The organism is Pseudoalteromonas sp. PAR1 (genome assembly GCF_947311895.1).
GTDB lineage: Bacteria > Pseudomonadota > Gammaproteobacteria > Enterobacterales > Alteromonadaceae > Pseudoalteromonas > Pseudoalteromonas lipolytica_C.
In genome coordinates, this window is the sequence record NZ_CAMZMY010000017.1 from 1 (window position 1) to 18,198 (window position 18,198).

Annotated in this window: 16 protein-coding genes and 1 pseudogene; 9 read left to right on the forward strand and 8 right to left on the reverse strand. The window is 39.6% G+C overall.

The window, feature by feature from the left end; all coding sequences use genetic code 11:
* Nucleotides 1–101: 101 nt before the first annotated feature.
* A complete protein-coding gene (locus tag QL229_RS14190) occupies nucleotides 102–761 on the forward strand; it encodes a LysE family translocator (RefSeq protein ID WP_135926808.1) in 660 nt (219 codons plus the stop codon).
* 60 nt (nucleotides 762–821) lie between these two features.
* Here the strand turns inward: QL229_RS14190 and QL229_RS14195 are convergent, their stop codons facing one another.
* The 7 genes from QL229_RS14195 to QL229_RS14225 form a co-directional block, all read right to left on the reverse strand.
* Nucleotides 822–1,610 (reverse strand): LytTR family DNA-binding domain-containing protein, encoded by a 789-nt coding sequence (locus tag QL229_RS14195; protein ID WP_135926807.1) that lies wholly within the window; start codon nucleotides 1,608–1,610, stop codon nucleotides 822–824.
* A complete protein-coding gene (locus tag QL229_RS14200; protein WP_244667140.1) occupies nucleotides 1,607–2,578 on the reverse strand; it encodes a histidine kinase in 972 nt (323 codons plus the stop codon). Before QL229_RS14200 ends, QL229_RS14195 begins: the two co-directional genes overlap by 4 nt.
* A 144-nt stretch (nucleotides 2,579–2,722) precedes the next feature.
* Nucleotides 2,723–5,254: a glycoside hydrolase family 3 protein gene (locus QL229_RS14205; RefSeq protein WP_138558241.1), complete on the reverse strand. Its 2,532-nt coding sequence runs from the start codon at nucleotides 5,252–5,254 to the stop codon at nucleotides 2,723–2,725.
* Nucleotides 5,255–5,291: 37 nt separating this feature from the next.
* Nucleotides 5,292–6,068: a family 16 glycosylhydrolase gene (locus QL229_RS14210; protein ID WP_138558242.1), complete on the reverse strand. Its 777-nt coding sequence runs from the start codon at nucleotides 6,066–6,068 to the stop codon at nucleotides 5,292–5,294.
* Nucleotides 6,069–6,134: 66 nt separating this feature from the next.
* Nucleotides 6,135–8,825 (reverse strand): TonB-dependent receptor, encoded by a 2,691-nt coding sequence (locus QL229_RS14215; RefSeq protein WP_138558243.1) that lies wholly within the window; start codon nucleotides 8,823–8,825, stop codon nucleotides 6,135–6,137.
* Between the two features lie 232 nt (nucleotides 8,826–9,057).
* Entirely contained in the window at nucleotides 9,058–9,807 is a 750-nt protein-coding gene (bla, locus tag QL229_RS14220) for a subclass B1 metallo-beta-lactamase (RefSeq protein ID WP_138558244.1), read from the reverse strand.
* A gap of 279 nt (nucleotides 9,808–10,086) precedes the next feature.
* Nucleotides 10,087–10,659 (reverse strand): cytochrome b, encoded by a 573-nt coding sequence (locus tag QL229_RS14225; RefSeq protein ID WP_138558245.1) that lies wholly within the window; start codon nucleotides 10,657–10,659, stop codon nucleotides 10,087–10,089.
* A 473-nt stretch (nucleotides 10,660–11,132) separates the two neighbouring features.
* On the opposite strand from QL229_RS14225, the gene QL229_RS14230 reads away from it, so the two are divergent.
* The 3 genes from QL229_RS14230 to QL229_RS14240 all read left to right on the forward strand — a co-directional run bounded on the left by QL229_RS14230 (nucleotide 11,133) and on the right by QL229_RS14240 (nucleotide 13,860).
* Complete coding sequence (locus tag QL229_RS14230; RefSeq protein ID WP_063527308.1) at nucleotides 11,133–11,345, forward strand: DUF2061 domain-containing protein; 213 nt, start codon at nucleotides 11,133–11,135, stop codon at nucleotides 11,343–11,345.
* A 413-nt stretch (nucleotides 11,346–11,758) separates the two neighbouring features.
* Nucleotides 11,759–12,802 carry an iron-sulfur cluster-binding domain-containing protein gene (locus QL229_RS14235; protein WP_249930239.1) on the forward strand — a complete coding sequence of 348 codons (1,044 nt, stop codon included), beginning with the start codon at nucleotides 11,759–11,761 and terminating at the stop codon, nucleotides 12,800–12,802.
* Complete coding sequence (locus QL229_RS14240) at nucleotides 12,799–13,860, forward strand: acyl-CoA desaturase (protein ID WP_138558246.1); 1,062 nt, start codon at nucleotides 12,799–12,801, stop codon at nucleotides 13,858–13,860. The genes QL229_RS14235 and QL229_RS14240 overlap by 4 nt, the downstream gene beginning before the upstream one ends.
* A gap of 29 nt (nucleotides 13,861–13,889) precedes the next feature.
* On the opposite strand, the gene QL229_RS14245 is transcribed toward QL229_RS14240, so the two are convergent.
* Nucleotides 13,890–14,246: a helix-turn-helix domain-containing protein gene (locus QL229_RS14245; RefSeq protein ID WP_054553546.1), complete on the reverse strand. Its 357-nt coding sequence runs from the start codon at nucleotides 14,244–14,246 to the stop codon at nucleotides 13,890–13,892.
* 127 nt (nucleotides 14,247–14,373) lie between these two features.
* Here QL229_RS14245 and QL229_RS14250 point away from each other — a divergent pair, with 127 nt between their 5' ends.
* The 5 genes and pseudogenes from QL229_RS14250 to dkgB all read left to right on the forward strand — a co-directional run.
* Entirely contained in the window at nucleotides 14,374–14,955 is a 582-nt protein-coding gene (locus QL229_RS14250; protein WP_063704248.1) for an NAD(P)H-dependent oxidoreductase, read from the forward strand.
* Nucleotides 14,956–14,964: 9 nt separating this feature from the next.
* Entirely contained in the window at nucleotides 14,965–15,513 is a 549-nt protein-coding gene (locus QL229_RS14255; RefSeq protein ID WP_135926799.1) for a redoxin domain-containing protein, read from the forward strand.
* 9 nt (nucleotides 15,514–15,522) lie between these two features.
* Nucleotides 15,523–15,888, forward strand: a complete 366-nt coding sequence (locus QL229_RS14260; RefSeq protein WP_240704567.1) for a hypothetical protein — start codon at nucleotides 15,523–15,525, stop codon at nucleotides 15,886–15,888.
* Nucleotides 15,889–15,900: 12 nt separating this feature from the next.
* A complete protein-coding gene (locus QL229_RS14265) occupies nucleotides 15,901–17,103 on the forward strand; it encodes a low temperature requirement protein A (RefSeq protein ID WP_138558247.1) in 1,203 nt (400 codons plus the stop codon).
* Between the two features lie 254 nt (nucleotides 17,104–17,357).
* Nucleotides 17,358–18,164 (forward strand): annotated as a pseudogene (gene dkgB, locus QL229_RS14270) (2,5-didehydrogluconate reductase DkgB); the annotation flags it as partial.
* Between the last annotated feature and the right edge of the window lie 34 nt (nucleotides 18,165–18,198).

Sequence of the window (18,198 nt, forward strand, 5' to 3'; positions counted from 1 at the left end):
AAAGCCGAATATATGGCAGCAATGAACTTTGAAATTCTATCAATTACTGTCTTGCAATCGGAGATAGTCCATATATGGTATTATTATTTTTTGAGGAATTTATGGATATTAATTTAATCAGTATATTTGTTTCGGTTGCAGCTGCACACTTTCTTGCATTGCTAAGTCCTGGGCCTGATTTTGTTTTGGTTGTTAAAAGTGCATTAAAAGGCAATCAAAAGAATGCGATTGGCGTAGCACTTGGGATCGCAACAGCTAATGCAGTGTATATTACCTTATGCTTAATTGGAGTTGGCGCCATATTATCCACCTCAATTGGTTTGATGGTAACGCTCAAAGTTATTGGTGGCTTATTTTTGATGTATATAGCCTATCACGCCTTAAAAGCCCCTAAAAATGCCTATGCTAATTTCTCCACAAATACCAAGGCATCCACTGAATTTTCATTATCATGCTTTTGCAAAGAGTTTGTAACTGGGTTTCTCTCAGGTATTTTAAACCCTAAAAACTTATTATTTTATTTAAGCTTGTTTACTGTTGCACTAACCCCTGAGGTCAGCATTAGCTTTAAAGTGCTTTTAGGAGTATGGATGACATTAGTCGTCTTTTTTTGGGATGTGGCAATTATTTATATGTTGTCAAAAACGACTATCAGACAAAAATTCATTAGAGCCGCATTTTATATTGATAAAGTAACAGGTGTCGTTCTCGGTGCGATAGGGTTTAACATTCTAAAATCAGTTTGGTCAAAACAGCCGTAAATACTACTGCATAGTAAGGTGCTGTTTATAACGCGGTGTTGTAAAACAGCACCGATTTATTTAAATCAGCTTTTTTAATTGCTTACTGTAGGTTCGACTTACTTTTAAGGTTTTACCTGTAGTTAAGGTTGCCATGTACTCTGAGTTGCGCAATGGCTCAAGCTGTCTTACATAGGCTAAGTTAACAATTGTCGACTTATGGATCCGCAAGAATGCCTCAGGCAGCATATTACTTTCGAGTTCCTTTAATCTTGCTCGCATAACATGGGTATCGGTCGCAGTGTGCACACACATATAATCGCCAGCCGCATCAATCCAAAGAATATCGGTGAATGAAATTATTTGAATCGGGTTTTTAGCATCCCGGATAACCAAGTGATCACTGTCAAAATTATAATCAGACTGATTAGCAGAGTGTTTGTTTTGCTCAGACTTGCTACTCACTTCTTGTTGTAGCGCTATCAACTCACTTTTTTGAAATAGCTTTACTTTACTTATAACTCTTTCAATAGCTTCAGCAAGTCTATCTAGTTTTACCGGTTTTAATAAATAATCGATGGCTCTAACTTCAAAAGCTTGGACCGCATGTTGATGAAATGCTGTGACAAAGATGACCGCAGGACATGCCTCAGGTTGAAAATGCTTTATCAATTCAAAACCTGATTTAGAGGGCATTTCAATGTCTAAGAAAATTAAATCTATTTCTTTGTTATTTATCAGCTCAATTGCATCGTCAACACTGCATGCACTACCAACAATATTAATTTCAGGAAAATGTTCGAGTCGAATACGTAAACCTTCGACGGCGCTGTATTCATCATCAACCAGTATCGTGTTTAGTTTTATCATTTATTATGACCACTCATAGGTAATGTTATACATACCCAAGCGCCACCTTCGCTTAAGTTACCCTTTTCTATACGGTGTGACTTTCCATACATTAGCTTTAAACGTTGCTCACAATTAGCTAACCCAATACCTCTTTTGTTGGTACTTTCCTCACCAAATCCCTTACCAGTATCAGACACTTTTATATTTAAATAACTCTTCGTTTTTTCTATTGCAATGGTGATACACATTTTCTGGTTTGAACACATGCCATGCTTTAAAGCATTTTCGACAAGGGGTTGAATCAACATAGAGGGGATCAACAACTCGTTGCAACCATCGGCAACAGAAATATCAACAACAAGCTTATCAGTAAATCGACACTTTTCTATATCCAAATAATTGCTAAGAATGCCAATTTCTTCCTTAATTGTTACCTTCTCAAGTGGATCTGTATATAAGCTGTGGCGCAATAGATCACACAGTTTTTCGAGCATTTTGACAGCTTCTAAACTTTCTTTCTTCAAAATCAATGTACAAATCGCATTTATACTATTGAACATAAAATGGGGATTAAGCTGATAACGCAGCATTTTTAATTGTGACTCTTTTGCTAGGTGTGTGGCTTCAGCTGCTTTTTGCGTTTGCTCTAAGTTATCTAAATAAATCTTGATCCCATAATAAAACGCGGCCCATGTTGAAAGCACTGTTAATGACGCCGACGTCCATGTACCAAAGTCAAACCACGTCATTGGTTGCCAAAAGTTTCCATAAAACCACTGCAGCGTAATCCACTTTATTTGTGTCCAAATTAACGTCGCAGTTATAACAACGACAACATGAAGCGCAATCTTCAGTTTTAGCTCAATAAAATTGATATAGGAGAATACTTTTCGCAGGAACAGGGTAATTAAAAAGCCGCAGATTGTATCAATAATCAGATGCGGGATATGGATAGTCCAAGGCTCATCACTTGGTACTTTAATCATTAATTCGGTTAGCATTGCGTAAACAACCCAACCACATATCTGAAACAGCCAAAATAAGTGGCTGCGGGGGTTACTAGTATTCAAATTATTCAATCCATAAGGTAAAGCTGATGGGCATTACTTGCTCATCAGCTTTACTAAGATTTAGTCAGAGCATGAGAGTAAATAAGCATCTGCATTTGGTTTACTAGTCAGTGCTATATCAGCAACAGCTAAGCTGGCAGCATTTGCCGAAACGTTTAGCACCTCTGTCACCTTGGTTATAGTATTTAACGCAGATGGACAATTTAACGGTATCGCTAACGTATGCCATTTCTTATCATTCATCAAGGCTTCTATTGATTCAAACTTAATGTTACGCATGCAATGGTTATTGTTACACATTAATTGTATTTGAGTCGCTTTACTTGGCGCTGTGTTAACTCTCATTTTAAGTTCAAGAATAGCTGACTTACTTGCATCACTGAGCACTTCAGGCTGTTGATAGCTTAAGCTCAAAGTAGCTTTCTTTGCGCCTGCTCGCCAAATGAATTGTCTTGCATCTTCCTGATAAGACAAGTTAACTGATTGCATTAACAAACTAGCACCATCACCACTGGTTGCAGATGAACCTGTTGTTTCGATGGCAGCGGTATTTGCGTCTTTTAAGCGCCAAACTAAGTTCTCTGCTAAGCCTCTAACAAACAGTGGCTTTGCGTCTTCATTAGCTTGCTTTTTAGGTGATGTTTTTTCACTCAATAAAGGCACATTAACCGTGTCTTGGTAGGTTAATCCGTAGTCGTAAGCAAACAATGGATCATAGTTTTCATCACCTAAGTTTAATGTGTATTGCGTGTCATACTTTGGCCATGAAAAGCTCAACTTACCTGAAAAATCATGTTGAATGTTGCCTTTCTTATCGGTCAATAAAACATCTGCTACGCCCTCGCCTTCTGAGCCAGGTAACCATGCAGCAACAAATGCATCAGATGCATTGAGTTCTTTATTTATCCAAAGTGGTCTACCGCTCAAAAATACAGTAACAACCGCAATGCCGTCTGCTTTTAACTTTTTCAATAATGCTAGATCTGCTTTTGTTTTATGCTGATATTCAAGATATTCGATATCACCAAACCACTCTGCATAAGGTTCTTCGCCAATAACAACAATTGCTACATCAGGTTTGACCGAGTAGTTTCCGGCTTCGTTTAGTTCAATTTGCCCACCGGCATTTTCAACTTGCTTCTTTAAGCCAGCAAAAATTGACGTCGCATTTGGAAAATCGTCATTGGTGTTGTCTGTGCCTTGCCACGAAACACTCCATCCACCTGCTTGCTTTGCAATACTATCGGCACCATCACCAGCAACCAGTATCTTGCTTGTTGCTTTAATTGGCAGTATTTTGTCATTATTTTTCAATAATACTAATGATTTACGAACAGCTTCTCTAGCAAGCTCACGGTGCTCAGCAGCACCTAACCATTCAGGATGCTGAGATTCAGATCGGCTTGATGGTTTACCTCTTGAGAATAAGCCCCATCTGATCTTCGCTCTTAAAAAACGTCGAACAGCATCATTAATTCTTTCTTCAGAAATAGTACCCTCTTTCACTTGCGCAACCGTGTTGTGATAAAAGGCTTCAAAGTGCTCTGGAACCATAATAACATCAACACCTGCATTGATAGCTGCAGCACATTGCTCTAAATCACAACCCTCAACAAATTTGTGAGCATTCCAGTCACTGACAACAAAGCCATCAAAGCCCATTTGCTTTTTAAGTACCTCTGTTAGCAAGTATTTATCACCGTGCACACGTTGACCGTTCCAGCTATTAAAAGATGCCATAACAGACTGAACACCTTCATTTATTGCTGAAAAATAGCCTGGACTATGAATATCTCTCAAACCTTTTTCATCAATAATAGTGTTGCCACGGTCTATACCACGTTCAGTTCCACCATCACCAACAAAGTGCTTTGCTGTTGCAATACGATTTGTTCCTGTTAAGAAATCATTGTTGATGCTTCCCTGAATACCTACAACCATTTCGCCTGCGTAATCTTTAACTAAATCAGGGTTCTCAGAATAACTCTCATATGTTCTGCCCCACCGATCGTCTCTGACCACTGCGACAGTAGGCGCAAAACTCCATTCTATTCCGGTTGCAGCAACTTCTTTTGCTGTCGCTTGACCAATGCGTTTAATTAGCTCTTTATCTCTGGTTGCACCTAAACCTATGTTATGTGGAAATAACGTAGCTCCATAAACATTGCTATGTCCATGCATTGCATCTGTGCCCCAAACCGTCGGAATTGCGCTTCCATCTATCGATGCATCTACTGATGCCTGATACATCTCATCGGCATATTGAAGCCACTGTTTCATCGAGGCACGTTTATTACCATAAGGCGCGGTGTTACCACCATTTAAGTACGATCCAAAGCCATACTTGCGCATCTGTTCGACACTTAAATAGCCTATTTCAGGTTGAACCATTTGTGCTACTTTTTGCTCAATTGTCATTCCTTCAATGAGCTCATCAATTTGCTTCTCAACAGCAGGGTCTTGTTTGAGTTTAGTGTTTACATCAGGCCAGTTTACCTGTTCGCTGTCGATGGCATGTGAAAGATGACTATAAACAAGCCCAATAAGAACCAATGGGCTTAATAATAATGGTGGAAATTTAAATCTAGACATTTAAAACCTATAATACAACACGTTGAAAAATAAATAGTTAGTTAGGTATGTATTCAATAAAATCATAATATACCCAAGATGAAGCACCATAATATTGCCCAGGAAAGTAATTGGCTTCTTGTGAGTTATCGCCGTGCCAGTGATTAATCATAATTTTGGTGTTATCAACAGGCCAAGCGTATGCAGGTATCTCATTATTTGCCAGCACACCATCACCATTATCTTTATAAACGGTACGAATAGTTTGCTCTTGGCCATTGGCATCATACAGATACCAACGAATAACACTGCTAGACCAATCAAAGCCTATCATGAGCAGATTTTCACGGTAATCAAGCCCAAATTGGCTTAAATCGATGTCTTGTTCCCAGCTTTGATATAAACCACCTTGCGGTTGATAGATAATATTTGTATGTACAACATTACCAAGTGAGGGCAGCAATTCAATGTCTATTTCTTGCCATGCTCGACCTGGACTATCCCACCATGAGGTATAAGTGAATATCGATGAAACCGTACCAGCAACATTGCCTGACTTTAATCGACCTTGTACCTTACCATAACTATAAAACTGATTGCTCTGTAATTCTGAGCATGTGCCTTGCGATAAGGTTAGTGTTAAGCCATGCTCGCTGGGGCTTTGCATATTAGGCTCAAAGGAGCACCCAAATGGCGTGCCATTGTCACCTTGTCGTGCAGTCCAAATACTCGTGTTGTATCCCCAAGAAAAGTTATCTTTGAAGTAGTTTGCACTTAAACTAGGGGATAAAAAAGCAACACATAAAGTTGCTAGAGGTAGCCATAATTTTTTCATTTTTTTGCCTCTTAATCTGGTTAGCTCTCATATTGCTGAGCAATATGAGAGCGCTTAATCGTAAGGTTAAAATGAGAAACCGGCTCTAACACCATAGTATCTCGGCATGCCAAAACTACCTTTTGGTACACCTTTACTCGTGTTGTTCCAATATTGAATGGTCTCATCAGAAGCGTTGTTAATGAATAACTCCGCATACCATTTTTGGCTTTGAGGCTCATACTTCAAAGATGCGTTATAAACGGCGAATGCATCTCGGCTATCATCAATATATTTTGTCGCTTCGTCTGAAACTGCAAAATCCATATCATCTAAATGTTTATCAAGATTCCACACCGTTGAATACGATTTATCTTTCCAACTTGCGTTAAACCAACCATGAATAAAGCCATACTCACCTAAATTGAACGTATGCGTATAACTAATATTCGCAGTGTATTTAGGTGTCATTGCTAGGTTGTTACCTTTGAGGTTTGTCGCTAACAATGTGTTTTCTGGATCTTTTGATTCTTCATAAGAGATATCAAATAGATACTCTGAATCATAATCCCACTTAGTATTCCAATCTTCCGTAATTTTAGCATCAGTCCAAGTTACATAACCTGTAATGCGACCATTTGGATATGGCTTCCAGTCAAATTCAAATTCAATACCTTTAATTGTTGATGCTGGAACATTCTGAGTGTAATAAGCAATCACAGGTTGATTTTGATAATCAAGAAGAGGCTCGCCATCATCACCTAAAATCGGTGTTCCGTTATCATCTTCCACCACTGATAAGCGTTCAACATTACCGATCGAACCAACCGATGCGTATTGCATATCTGTATAGTCTGTATAGAAAAAAGCAGCTTTTAAATTCAGTGAGTTATCAAAAAAGCTTGATTTAGCCCCTAACTCCCACGTTAATACTTCTTCTGGATCAAACTTCGTTTCAAACCGGGTAACATCACCGGTTCTATCGTTAACTACTTCGTATACATCACCAATACCACCCGCTTTAAAGCCACTCGCTAAATATGCATACAGCATGGTTTCTGATGAAATGTCATAATCTAAGCCAACACGGAAGTCATGATGTTGCCAGCTTCCTTTGTTGTCATTTTCAAAGTAAGACGCATATATAGATGGGTCTTCGTAATAGTCGACTGGCAGATTGTTTAGGTCTGTTCTATTTAACCAACCTACAGCACACCCATCGGCATTTGAGCATCGATACGTTCTGCCGCCTTTGTCTTGCTTAGTTTCATCACTAAAACGATAGCCTAAAGTTGCATGTAACTTCTCGGTTAGTTTGTATGTTCCTTGACCAAAAATGGCAAATGCATCTGTTGAGCGATCAGGTTGATCCCAAAACGCTTTATCATCCATTGGATTATCATAATAACCCACGGTTGTGGTTTTTTCGTGGAAGTAGTTTGCCCCTACAATCCATATGAAGTCACCATATTCATCAGATTGAAGTTGTAATTCTGTTGAAAACGATTCAGCCCCAGTGCCGTTTAAAAAGTAGGTTGCACCATCCCATGGGTCAAGACCTACTTCACTGTCTTGTGCTGACTCTCTTTTCATGTCTTCATAACCCATCAACCAAACGATATTGTATTCGTCATTTAGGTTATAATTTAATGTGTTGCGAAGATAAGTGATGTCTAAATCTAATTGTCCAGGAACATTCACAACCGCTTGATAAGTGTTGTCACTTGGCAAGAAATTTGAGCAATCGCCCCCCATTTCAGCTGGACGTCCTCTTAACTTATCACAGTTAACTAAATCAAGATTATTGTTGCTGTTATTTACGTACTTTTGGAAAACCGTATGGTTTGAGAAATTACCATTTAATGGCTCCCAAAGTGTGCTCACACGGAATGAATATTCATCTGCATTGTTATAAAAATCACTTTTATCTGCAGGTGTTAATGCGCGAACTTTTTGTGCTTCTGGATCGGTACCAGCACCATCAATCCACCAGTTTTCTCTTTGAGTAACAGTTTGACCAACACCTTGATAAGAGTCTTCTGATATTACAGGTGCATTTAATACATCATCAGAAAGCCTGCGAGTATCGTACTGGTTAGGATCATAGTAGCCTTCTAAATAAGAATCACGCTTCAAACCTTTTGCTGCGAAACGAACTGCAAATTCCTCGTTAATTGGAATATTAACAACGCCATCAATGTTTTTGCTGTTGTACTTACCTGCCTCAACATTCACATTGCCAAAGAAATTTTCAAATTGTGGCTTTGCAGATATAACATTAATACTACCAACCGTAGAATTTCGGCCGAATAAGGTGCCTTGAGGACCACGTAATGCTTCAACACGGTCAATATCGTACATCAATGCAAGCGCACCTTGCATTCTCGGTGAATACACCCCATCTAAGTGCACACCAACCGCAGGATCACCTAGCTCTGTTAGGTTGGTTGAGCGTACCCCGCGCATTGAAATAACGGGTGCTGATTGGTCGGTTGCTGTTGAAATATCAAGGCTAGGAACAAGGTTCGCAATATCCTTAATATTATTAACACCATTTTTTTTAAGCTCAGCTTCTGTTAACGCCGTAATTGCTACCGGTGTTTCCATCAACTTCGTTTTGCGTTTTGTTGCCGTAACAGAAATGATTTCTAAGCCACTTTGCGGCTCTTTTGATACTTTATTGTCAATATCCTGCTGATTTTCGTTTTGTGCATGTACAGGTAATGAGCAAGCTAAAGCGACAGCAACTGCTAATGCCTTTTTATTTATTGTGTGCATATTCAACCTTTAGATGTGTGTTCAAATTTAAAAGTATTTACTTTTAATTAACAGTATCTGCAGGTTCATTTTTCATTACCAGTCAAATTCGGCAAGACGAGTTTGAAATAATACAAAGCGAATTTAAAGTTACTTTCACGTTGGATTTTACGTACTTTTTGAGCGCAGACCACAAGGAAATAAAGGGGCTTTAAACTGTTCAGATTTAGTTTAAAGCCACCATCATCAATGTCTATTTAAGGTGATCGGATATTAATTTTTCTGTATGAGAGAGCAACTCATATCCGCCTACATCACCATGCCCGGGAACAACCATCACTGCGCTTTTAAATTGTTTGTTTAATTGCTTTGTTATATTTAGCCAAGAATGAATGTCGCCATGAGCTAAGTTACCAACAGATGATGACTGAAGTGATCGAACCGCACAACCACCAAATAAAATTCTTTTTTCAGGTAACCATGCCATAACATTGTCCATTGCATGCCCGGCCCCTGGATAAAACAGCTCAAGTGAGCCAAATTTAACAACTGAGCCTGCTTCTTTAAGCTCTTTAATGGTATTGTTTGGCACTGCCGCTCCTTGCTCTGTCGTTAGCTGAACAGTTAATGGATGGGCAAAAACATCGATCCCCTTAGATTCAAGTACATCAACTCCTGCAGCTCGGTCGCCGTGGGCATGTGTAACAAATGCTTTGCTTACTGGCAGTTTAATTTCAGAGTGTATTGCTTCGAGAAGATCTAAAGTGAGTAACTCTCCCCACGCAGTGTCAATAAGTGTCAAACTATCTCCTTCTTTAACAATTAAACCATTTGAAGGAAATCGTGTACCATTTGGGTAAGTATAATAAGATGTATGCAGCCACACCCCTTCATCTAGCGCAGTGATAGTGACTTGATTAGGCTTGCTATCTTGCGCTGCACCATGAAAACTACATATTAAAAGAAAAAAAACAAAATAACCGAGCATCCTAAATTTCATCATCGCTCTATATATCCCTAAATTAAGACCAAAAAAAATAAATTATAATAAAAACTACCAATAGGTAGGAATATAATTATGAAGCACTATTTATTTGTAAGTCTATAAGAAGTAGCACTATTTTTTAGTGATATAGAAAGCGAGTATGAGAATTAGTCAGTTATAGCTTTTACGATGTTCGCTAACTAATTCTCTTCAGTGTGATTGAAGAAAGTGGCAATAGTGGCTCTTTGCGCCATAAACATAACACGATAAATCATGGTATGTGGCATCAAGGTTTAACTACTCAGACTTATCTAAATGTTCACTTTTTAGAGGTAACATACGTTTTAAGGTGTTATCTGCCAAAAAGTAATGGTGAACTAATGCAGCAGCGGCATGTATACCTATTAAGTAGTAGCCAACTTCACCCACTGTCTCGTGTAATTCTTTAATCGTTTTAGCAAGGTCTTTATTTTCACTTGCTAAAGGAGGAAGCTCTAAGCCAAAAAATGGCACTGGTTTACCAGCCATACTCAATATCAGCCAACCAGCTATTGGCATTGCAATCATGAAGACATAGAGCGCAAGGTGCACTAGTTTAGCCAATGTATTTTGCCACTTTGCAGGCTCAGGTTTTATCGCAGGCGTTGAGCCTGCCAGTACATGCACCACTAACCTTATACTTACTAGGGCTAAAACAGATAAACCCAACATAAAATGCCACATTTTAAAAGCGTCGCGGGTTTCTGTACCTTTATCAAACAACTCGCGCAATTCAATACTGCCAAAAACAGTGACGATTAAAATAAACATAAGCCAGTGCAATACAATAGAAAAAGTATTGTAATGAGTCGTTGTATTTTTAATATTCATAATGCCTCTTTAGTAAAAACGCCTTTAGATAAGTGCCCAATTTATACGTAATATAGACTCACAATTAAGCTATCCTTTGAGCGCTCTTGCTGTAATGATCTAAAACAAAAAATGAGCTATCTAAAATTATCTTGTTTACTTATTAGCGAAACTCTACTGTACTTGTTTAAACTTAAAATAAACTTAAGTCATTTAATTATATAAGCTTACTACTCTTTATAGCCCTCAAGATCCGCCTTACATTATCGTGAGCAATACGCAGTTTATTGCCCCAACTGACAAGCATATTTCCGAACAACTCTCACCATCTACTTCTATTTGAGTTCGTAGAATTTGAAATAAAACTTCCTGAGCATTACCGTGAAAATCACAATCCACTTTTCCGATTACAACAATCTTTTTATTCCATTTTAAAGATTAAAAATAATGATCAATACTAAACTCATCAAATTATGAGAGTTAGGGTATTCAAAATGATTAAAACAGTTACTTTTGCAATAATGCACTTCACAATCGCGTTTACAGTGACCTACTTTTTAACAGGTAGTTTTTTAATTGGTGGCTTGGTTGCCATTGTTGAGCCTGCGGTCAATACGGTTGCGTTTTACTTTCACGAAAAGGTGTGGCGCAATCTAGAGAGTAAGGATAGCTTCAAACAAAACCCAGATGGGATAATGTTTGCATAATAATTAGGTTGAATTGACTCACAAAGCAACGAATACCCATCTTACATCTCAAACTGTCAATTAAGCTTTGCCACTAGGGCCGGTGGCAAAGCTGCAAACTAAACTGGCTATTGTTGTTAAGCTTTATAGCCAAATTCAAACACGTCCTTTTAAGAACACGGCCTATAAATGGGCTCTACACTCTCACTTCCCTGAATAATTACCTGCATGAGCTGAACCTATCAAGCATATCCCCATGAATTAAAATAAAAAGCAGCTATTCCTAAAGCTCTCCTTATCACATTTTAAATTCTTAAAAGTTGCATATAGCTCCGTCAATTTAGAGCTAATACTCAAATTAGACTTGCAATTATCACTTTTCGACTTACACTTGTGCGCTAAGTGAGCGTACACCTGTAAGCTAAAGGCAAAAAATGAGCGCGTTATTTAATTCATTATCAAAACACTTATTACATCATCAATCATGGGCTGGATACTGGGAACCTGTGATCCAGTGCTTTAAACCTGGCTGGCGCGAAGGCTACTTTCGTGCACAAGTAAAACACGTACAAGTGTTTGCTAAACAAAATGTTGAGCTGGTTCTTGAACCAGAAAAAGCATGGCCAATTCATCAAGCAGGCCAGCATATTGCGTTAACAATCCAAACGAATGGACGATTGCTTACGCGCGTGTTTACCATCGCAAGCGAACCACAATTGGCAAGGCAGCAGCGACAAATTCGTTTATTGATCCGCAGCCAAGAGTTCGGCGCATTTACATCAAAGCTAACTAGTCTGAAGTCTGGGCAATGGCTTAATATTTCTGAGCCTAAAGGCCAGTTTGTTATGCCAAATACTGCTCGCTCTTTAATTATGCTTGCCGGTGGTTCTGGCATTACGCCATTTATGGCTATGCTTAAATCTATACCCGCTGATAGCAAAAAAACCATAACCTTGCTTTACTATGCAAAGCCGAACAGCCACTGGCTTAAAGATGAGCTTGAGCAACTAAAACAATCACTGAGCAATTTTGATTACCACTTACTTGAGCGCAGCAAAGATGGTGATGCGACGACATGGCTGACACCAAATGCGCATAAACACTGGTTAGTATGCGGCCCAACTTCTTTGTATAACCAAGCAGCCACTTTAGCTGAACAGTTAGATACACCTATAGATAGTGAGCATTTCAGTGCAGTCCCTGCTTTTTTAGCAACCACTGATAAGCACGAATTAACACTCACTCATCAGGGCAAAACATTCACTATTGATAACCAACAAACCCTGCTTTCTCACTTACAAGCAAATAAGCAACCGGTGACAGTTGGCTGTGGTATGGGCATTTGCCATCAATGCCAGTGCGTTAAAAAGCAAGGCATCGTGCGTGATATTCGTACCGGTGAGCTCTCTGATAGCTCAGAGCAATTAATTCAACTTTGCATATCGCAACCAGTCAGTGACGTGGAGTTATCAGCATGAAGACAACAAAAACAGTCAATTTTGAAAAATTAGCAGCTCAACTCGATAGCGTTAAAGCAGATGTAAAATCAAAACTCGGTGAGCAAGACGCGAAATACATTCGCCGCGTTATTGTTTGCCAACGAGTGTTTGAATGGAGTGGCCGAATTCTATTAATGCTAGGCTTTATTCAGCCAGTTTTATGGCTCGTGGGGGTGCTTAGTTTAGCCACTGCAAAAATCCTCGATAACATGGAAATTGGCCACAATGTGATGCATGGCCAATACGACTGGATGAATGATAAATACATAAATTCAAGGTCTTACGAGTGGGATATAGCGTGCGATGGGGCTAGTTGGAACCGCGTTCACAACTACGAGCACCACACCTATACCAATATTATTGGTAAAGATCGCGACTTCGGTTATGGATTACTGCGCTTATCGAATGACTTTCGTTGGCGAGTAAAAAACCTATGGCAATTTGTCACTTACCTATTACTCAGTGTGCTGTTCCAATGGGGTGTGTCGTACCATGAAATGGCAGCCGAGCGAGTATTTTTTGGCAAGAAAAAAGATGACCGCGATTACAAAGTACCGCACAGCGAACTGAAAAAGCGCTTTTTTAGTAAAGGTGCACGCCAGCTAGTGAAAGACTACCTGCTCTTTCCACTCCTTGCTGGGCCTCTATTTTTGTGGGTTTTGGCGGGCAACTTAGCGGCTAATTTATTACGTAACCTGTGGACCTCAACCATTATCTTTTGCGGGCATTTTACCGGTGAAGTTGAAACATTTAACCAGCAAGACTGCGAAAATGAATCGCAAGGCCAATGGTATTATCGCCAAGCGTTGGGCTCATCAAATATCAAAGGGGGTAACCTGTTTCATGTAATGACTGGGCACTTGAGCTATCAAATAGAGCACCACTTATTCCCAGACTTACCAGCAAAGCGCTACCGCGAAATAGCCCCTAAGGTGCAAGCTATCTTTAAAGAGCACGGTATTCACTACAATACCGGCGGCTTCTTTCGCCAGTACTTTTCTGTAGTAAAACGAATTGTACGCTACTCTTTTCCGTAAATAATGAACGCCAGTGCAAAGTACTGGCGTTAAATCTCATTCGATTCAGACCAAACCCGTAACTCATCAAGAATATGCAGTGCTGAGCGGCCAAAGTCAGTAAGCTCATAGGTCACCGCTATCGGGCGGGTGCTAATAACATGACGGGTGATCATCGCTCTACTTTCAAGCTCTTTTAGACGTTGGTCGATCATTTTTTTACTTGCACCACCCAGCATACGCGTTAAATCATTAAAGCGCACAGGGCCATCTTTTAAATGATAGATAATAGAGCCCGTCCATTTACCGCCAATCAAACGCATGCCTTTTTCAATAGCACACGGCTCCATGCAAGCATTTAAAACTTTTTTTCTACCCTTACTATCTGTTTCTACTGAACTTTCCAAAACATCCTCGCATTTTTCAGCATAGTTACAAAAAGGTAACTAGTTGATTAAATAATCTAGGTTACTATTATATACCACACAATATATTTTGAACATGATAAAGTAACTAGCAAACGGATACTCAACTATGAAAAACGTATTAATTCTTAACGCACATCACTATTACCCTTTTTCTGAGGGTAAGTTAAATGCTGCTTTAATCGAAAAAGCCGACGCTTTTTTTCAAGCAAAAGGCTATCAAACTCGTGTGGTTAACACACAAGACGAATTTGATGTAGAAACTGAACTTGAGAACCATCAATGGGCAGATATCGTCTTTTTGCAATCACCTATTAACTGGATGGGCATGACTTGGTCATTCAAAAAATACATGGATGAAGTGTACACCGCGGGCATGGGTGGAGCGCTTTGCCATGGTGATGGTCGTCATCAAGACAATCCAAAAGCCAATTACGGTAAAGGCGGAACCTTAAATAACACTCAATATATGATGTCGCTGACTTTAAATGCACCTGCAGAATCATTTGCAGATGCCACTGACTTTTTTGAAGGTAAAAGTGTTGATGACCTTGTTTTCCCAATGCATATGAACTTTAAGTTTTTCGGTATGCAAGGGTTACCTACTTTCGCCTGTTATGACGTGATGAAAAATGCAGACATCGAGAGCGACTTTGCGCGCTTTGAAAAACACTTAAACGAGAACTTTTAAGGAGCACTCATGAGTAACGAATCTGTTTATAGCAATAAACTCCATCCGGGCAGTGCATTTCCTAGTATTAGTGCTGCACTTTTGAATGGTGAAGAGGCTGTTCTTGGTCAACCTCAACACGGTGCAAGCTGGCAGCTTGTTGTTGTTTATCGTGGTAAGCATTGCCCTTTATGTACTCGCTATTTAAACAGCCTCGAGCAGTACAAAGCTGCGCTATTAGAAACGGGTGTTGATGTAATTGCTGTTTCAGGTGATAGCAAAGAGCAGTTAGAAGCGCATTTAGAACAGTTATCTGTGTCATTTCCACTTGCTTACGGTTTGACTACAGAGCAAATGCAAACATTAGGTACTTACATATCTGATCCCCGTTCACCGCAAGAAACAGATCACCCTTTCGCAGAGCCTGCTCTGTTTGTGGTTAACGAGCAAGGTAATGTACATGTGGTTGATTATTCTAATAACCCATTTGTAAGACCTGATTTAGCAACCTTGGTAAGTGGGCTTAGCTGGATACGCGACCCAAAAAATAACTATCCAATTCGCGGTATGCATAAGTAGAGAGTAGCCATGAGCAAATTTACAACTTTGCTGATTGGCTTGGTGAGCATAATGATGTGCTCACCACATGCCTTTTCAGCACAACTCCCCCATGCACATATTGCTTCACCTAATCACTATGAAGTATTGCTAGATAACAGTGAAGTACTTGTTTTGCGTATGACTTTAGCACCAGGTGAGCAAGATAATTGGCATAAGCATAATGCTGAAACTGTCTACTTTGAGACAGGTGGAAAGGCAACCATCAGTACTAAAGAGTCACAAACAACACTTGAGATCCCCAATGGCTATGTGATGTGGCATGACGCATGGACTCATCAAGTCAAAAATGAGGGTGAAACCACCATCACTGCAATTATTGTCGAAAGGAAATAGATAGGATCAATTATGGCATTAGAAAACCACCCAATGTGGCGCTTACCTAAGCATCACCTAGATTTAAAAAGTTCACATGACCATGTTCATTGGGTTGAATTATTTTATGACCTTATTCATGTGGTAATCATTTTTCTGCTAGGTAATTTTTTAAGCGACCACTTACATTTAAGTGGTTTTCTTACTTTTGCAGGTTTATTCATCACCGTATGGTTCGCGTGGGCTGACTCCAGCGTTTTTAACTCACTCTATGTCAGTACCGATGTAAAACATCGGCTGATAATGGCCTGCCAAATTGTCACAGCCATGGTTATGGCAGCCTCTATTCCCCATGTACTTGACAAAGGCTGGACATATTTTGCATTGGCCTATGCAGCTAACCGACTTATTACAGCGTATCTATTTCATCGCACCAATCAATTGGGGATCGAATCAACTAAATTAGCACGCAGTGTGAGCCGTAACTACTTTGCACTTGCCATTATCTTTGCGACCACAGCTTTTATGCCTGCACCCTATCGTTATTGGGTATTTGGCACTGCGATTGCCGCTATCCAAGTTTTGTATATGGCTCCAAAAATTGGTGTACTTGAAAATAAACGTTTTTTACCACGCCTTGGGCATATGTCTGAGCGCTTTGCCCTTTTACTGCTCATTGTCGTAGGCGAAGGTTTCTTTAAATTGGTGATTACTTTATCAGAAAAAGGAATTTATAAAGTCGACCCCTCTGTACTGGCTAACTTTATGTTTGGCGGTATTGCAGTATTTGTTCAATGCTGGATTTACTTTGACTTTGTTGGCAATGGTAAACCTAAGAATCAACATAAATGGACACTCGTAAGTTGGTGGTTAGCACACCTATTTTTAATGTTATGTGCAGTTATGGTCGGCGTTGCGCTCGCCGGCGAAGTGAAAGCTGGGTTTTGGCAACCTTACCCACTTAAATATGGTGTCATTGGCTGTGTAGGGTTAGCAGGCTACTTATTGAGTTTATTGTGGATCCAGTTAATGATCGAACACCGTGTAGCCCATCGTTTTGCAACAGCTAAAGTAAGAATGTTTGGCGTTATACTCGCTTTAGTTACCATTCCCATTTTACCCCATGTGCCTTCGCTCATTGGCAACTTACTTTGGGGCACAGCACTGATTTCACAAATTGCCTACCCTGTCACTCGCGCATACTTTACCCTTTCAAAAGAAGAAGCTAATTCATAACGATTAAAACACCTTTGCAAAAACGACAAAGGTGTTTTGTTATCCTTGCTGTTTTTCGCAAAGACTTTCCTCGCAATAATATCGCTATTCAATCATCCCTTTCTAAGGGTTGAAACAAGCATTAACGGACTCATGTCATTACTAAAGGCAATGAAAAATGCCGGTGTGAATCACATTGGCCTGCACTTTAGACGTAACGAATTACCCATCGAATGGGTATTAAATTCCCCAAATTCCATAATTTAGGAGTTATGATGTCACAATCAATTATGCCAAAACTGGGTTTTGGTACATTTAGATTACAAGACGAAATTGCATATCAAAGTGTGCTAACAGCTCTTGAAGAGGGCTTTAGGCACATCGACACCGCGCAAATTTACGGTAACGAAGAAGCTGTTGGCCGAGCGATTAAAGATAGTGGTGTTGCACGTGGTGAGTTATTTATTACCACCAAAGTATGGAATGATAAGTTAAACAAAACTGAATTTATTAGCAGCGTAAAAGAAAGCCTGACTAAACTGCAACTAGATTACGTCGACTTACTGCTTATTCATTGGCCAAGCCCTGCTAATGGCGAGAGCATGGATGAGTATTTAACCGAATTACAATCAGCAAAAGAGCTTGGTTTAACAAAAGAAATTGGTGTTTCAAACTTTACCATTACACAAATGGAAAAAGCCTTAAGTATTTTGCCAAAAGGTGCGTTATTTACCAATCAAGTAGAAGTACATCCATACCTAACAAACCAAAAGGTACGTGAATTTTGCGCGCAAAACGACATTCTCGTTACGGGCTATATGCCATTTGCGGTAGGCAAAGTACTTAAAGATCCAACTATCAAGGCTATTGCAGACAAACATCAAGTGAGCACAGCTGAAGTGGTCATTGCTTGGGAATTAGCTCATGACATGGTGACGATACCGTCATCGACCAAACGTGAAAATATGGCTACCAACTTAAAAGCCCTTTCGCTTATCTTAAGCCAAGACGAGATTAATCAAATTGATGCCCTTAGCTGCGGCGACAGGCAAGCCAACCCAGATTTTGCTCCTAACTGGGATCATGATGAAGTAAAAACAACTCACGCTTGGCAAT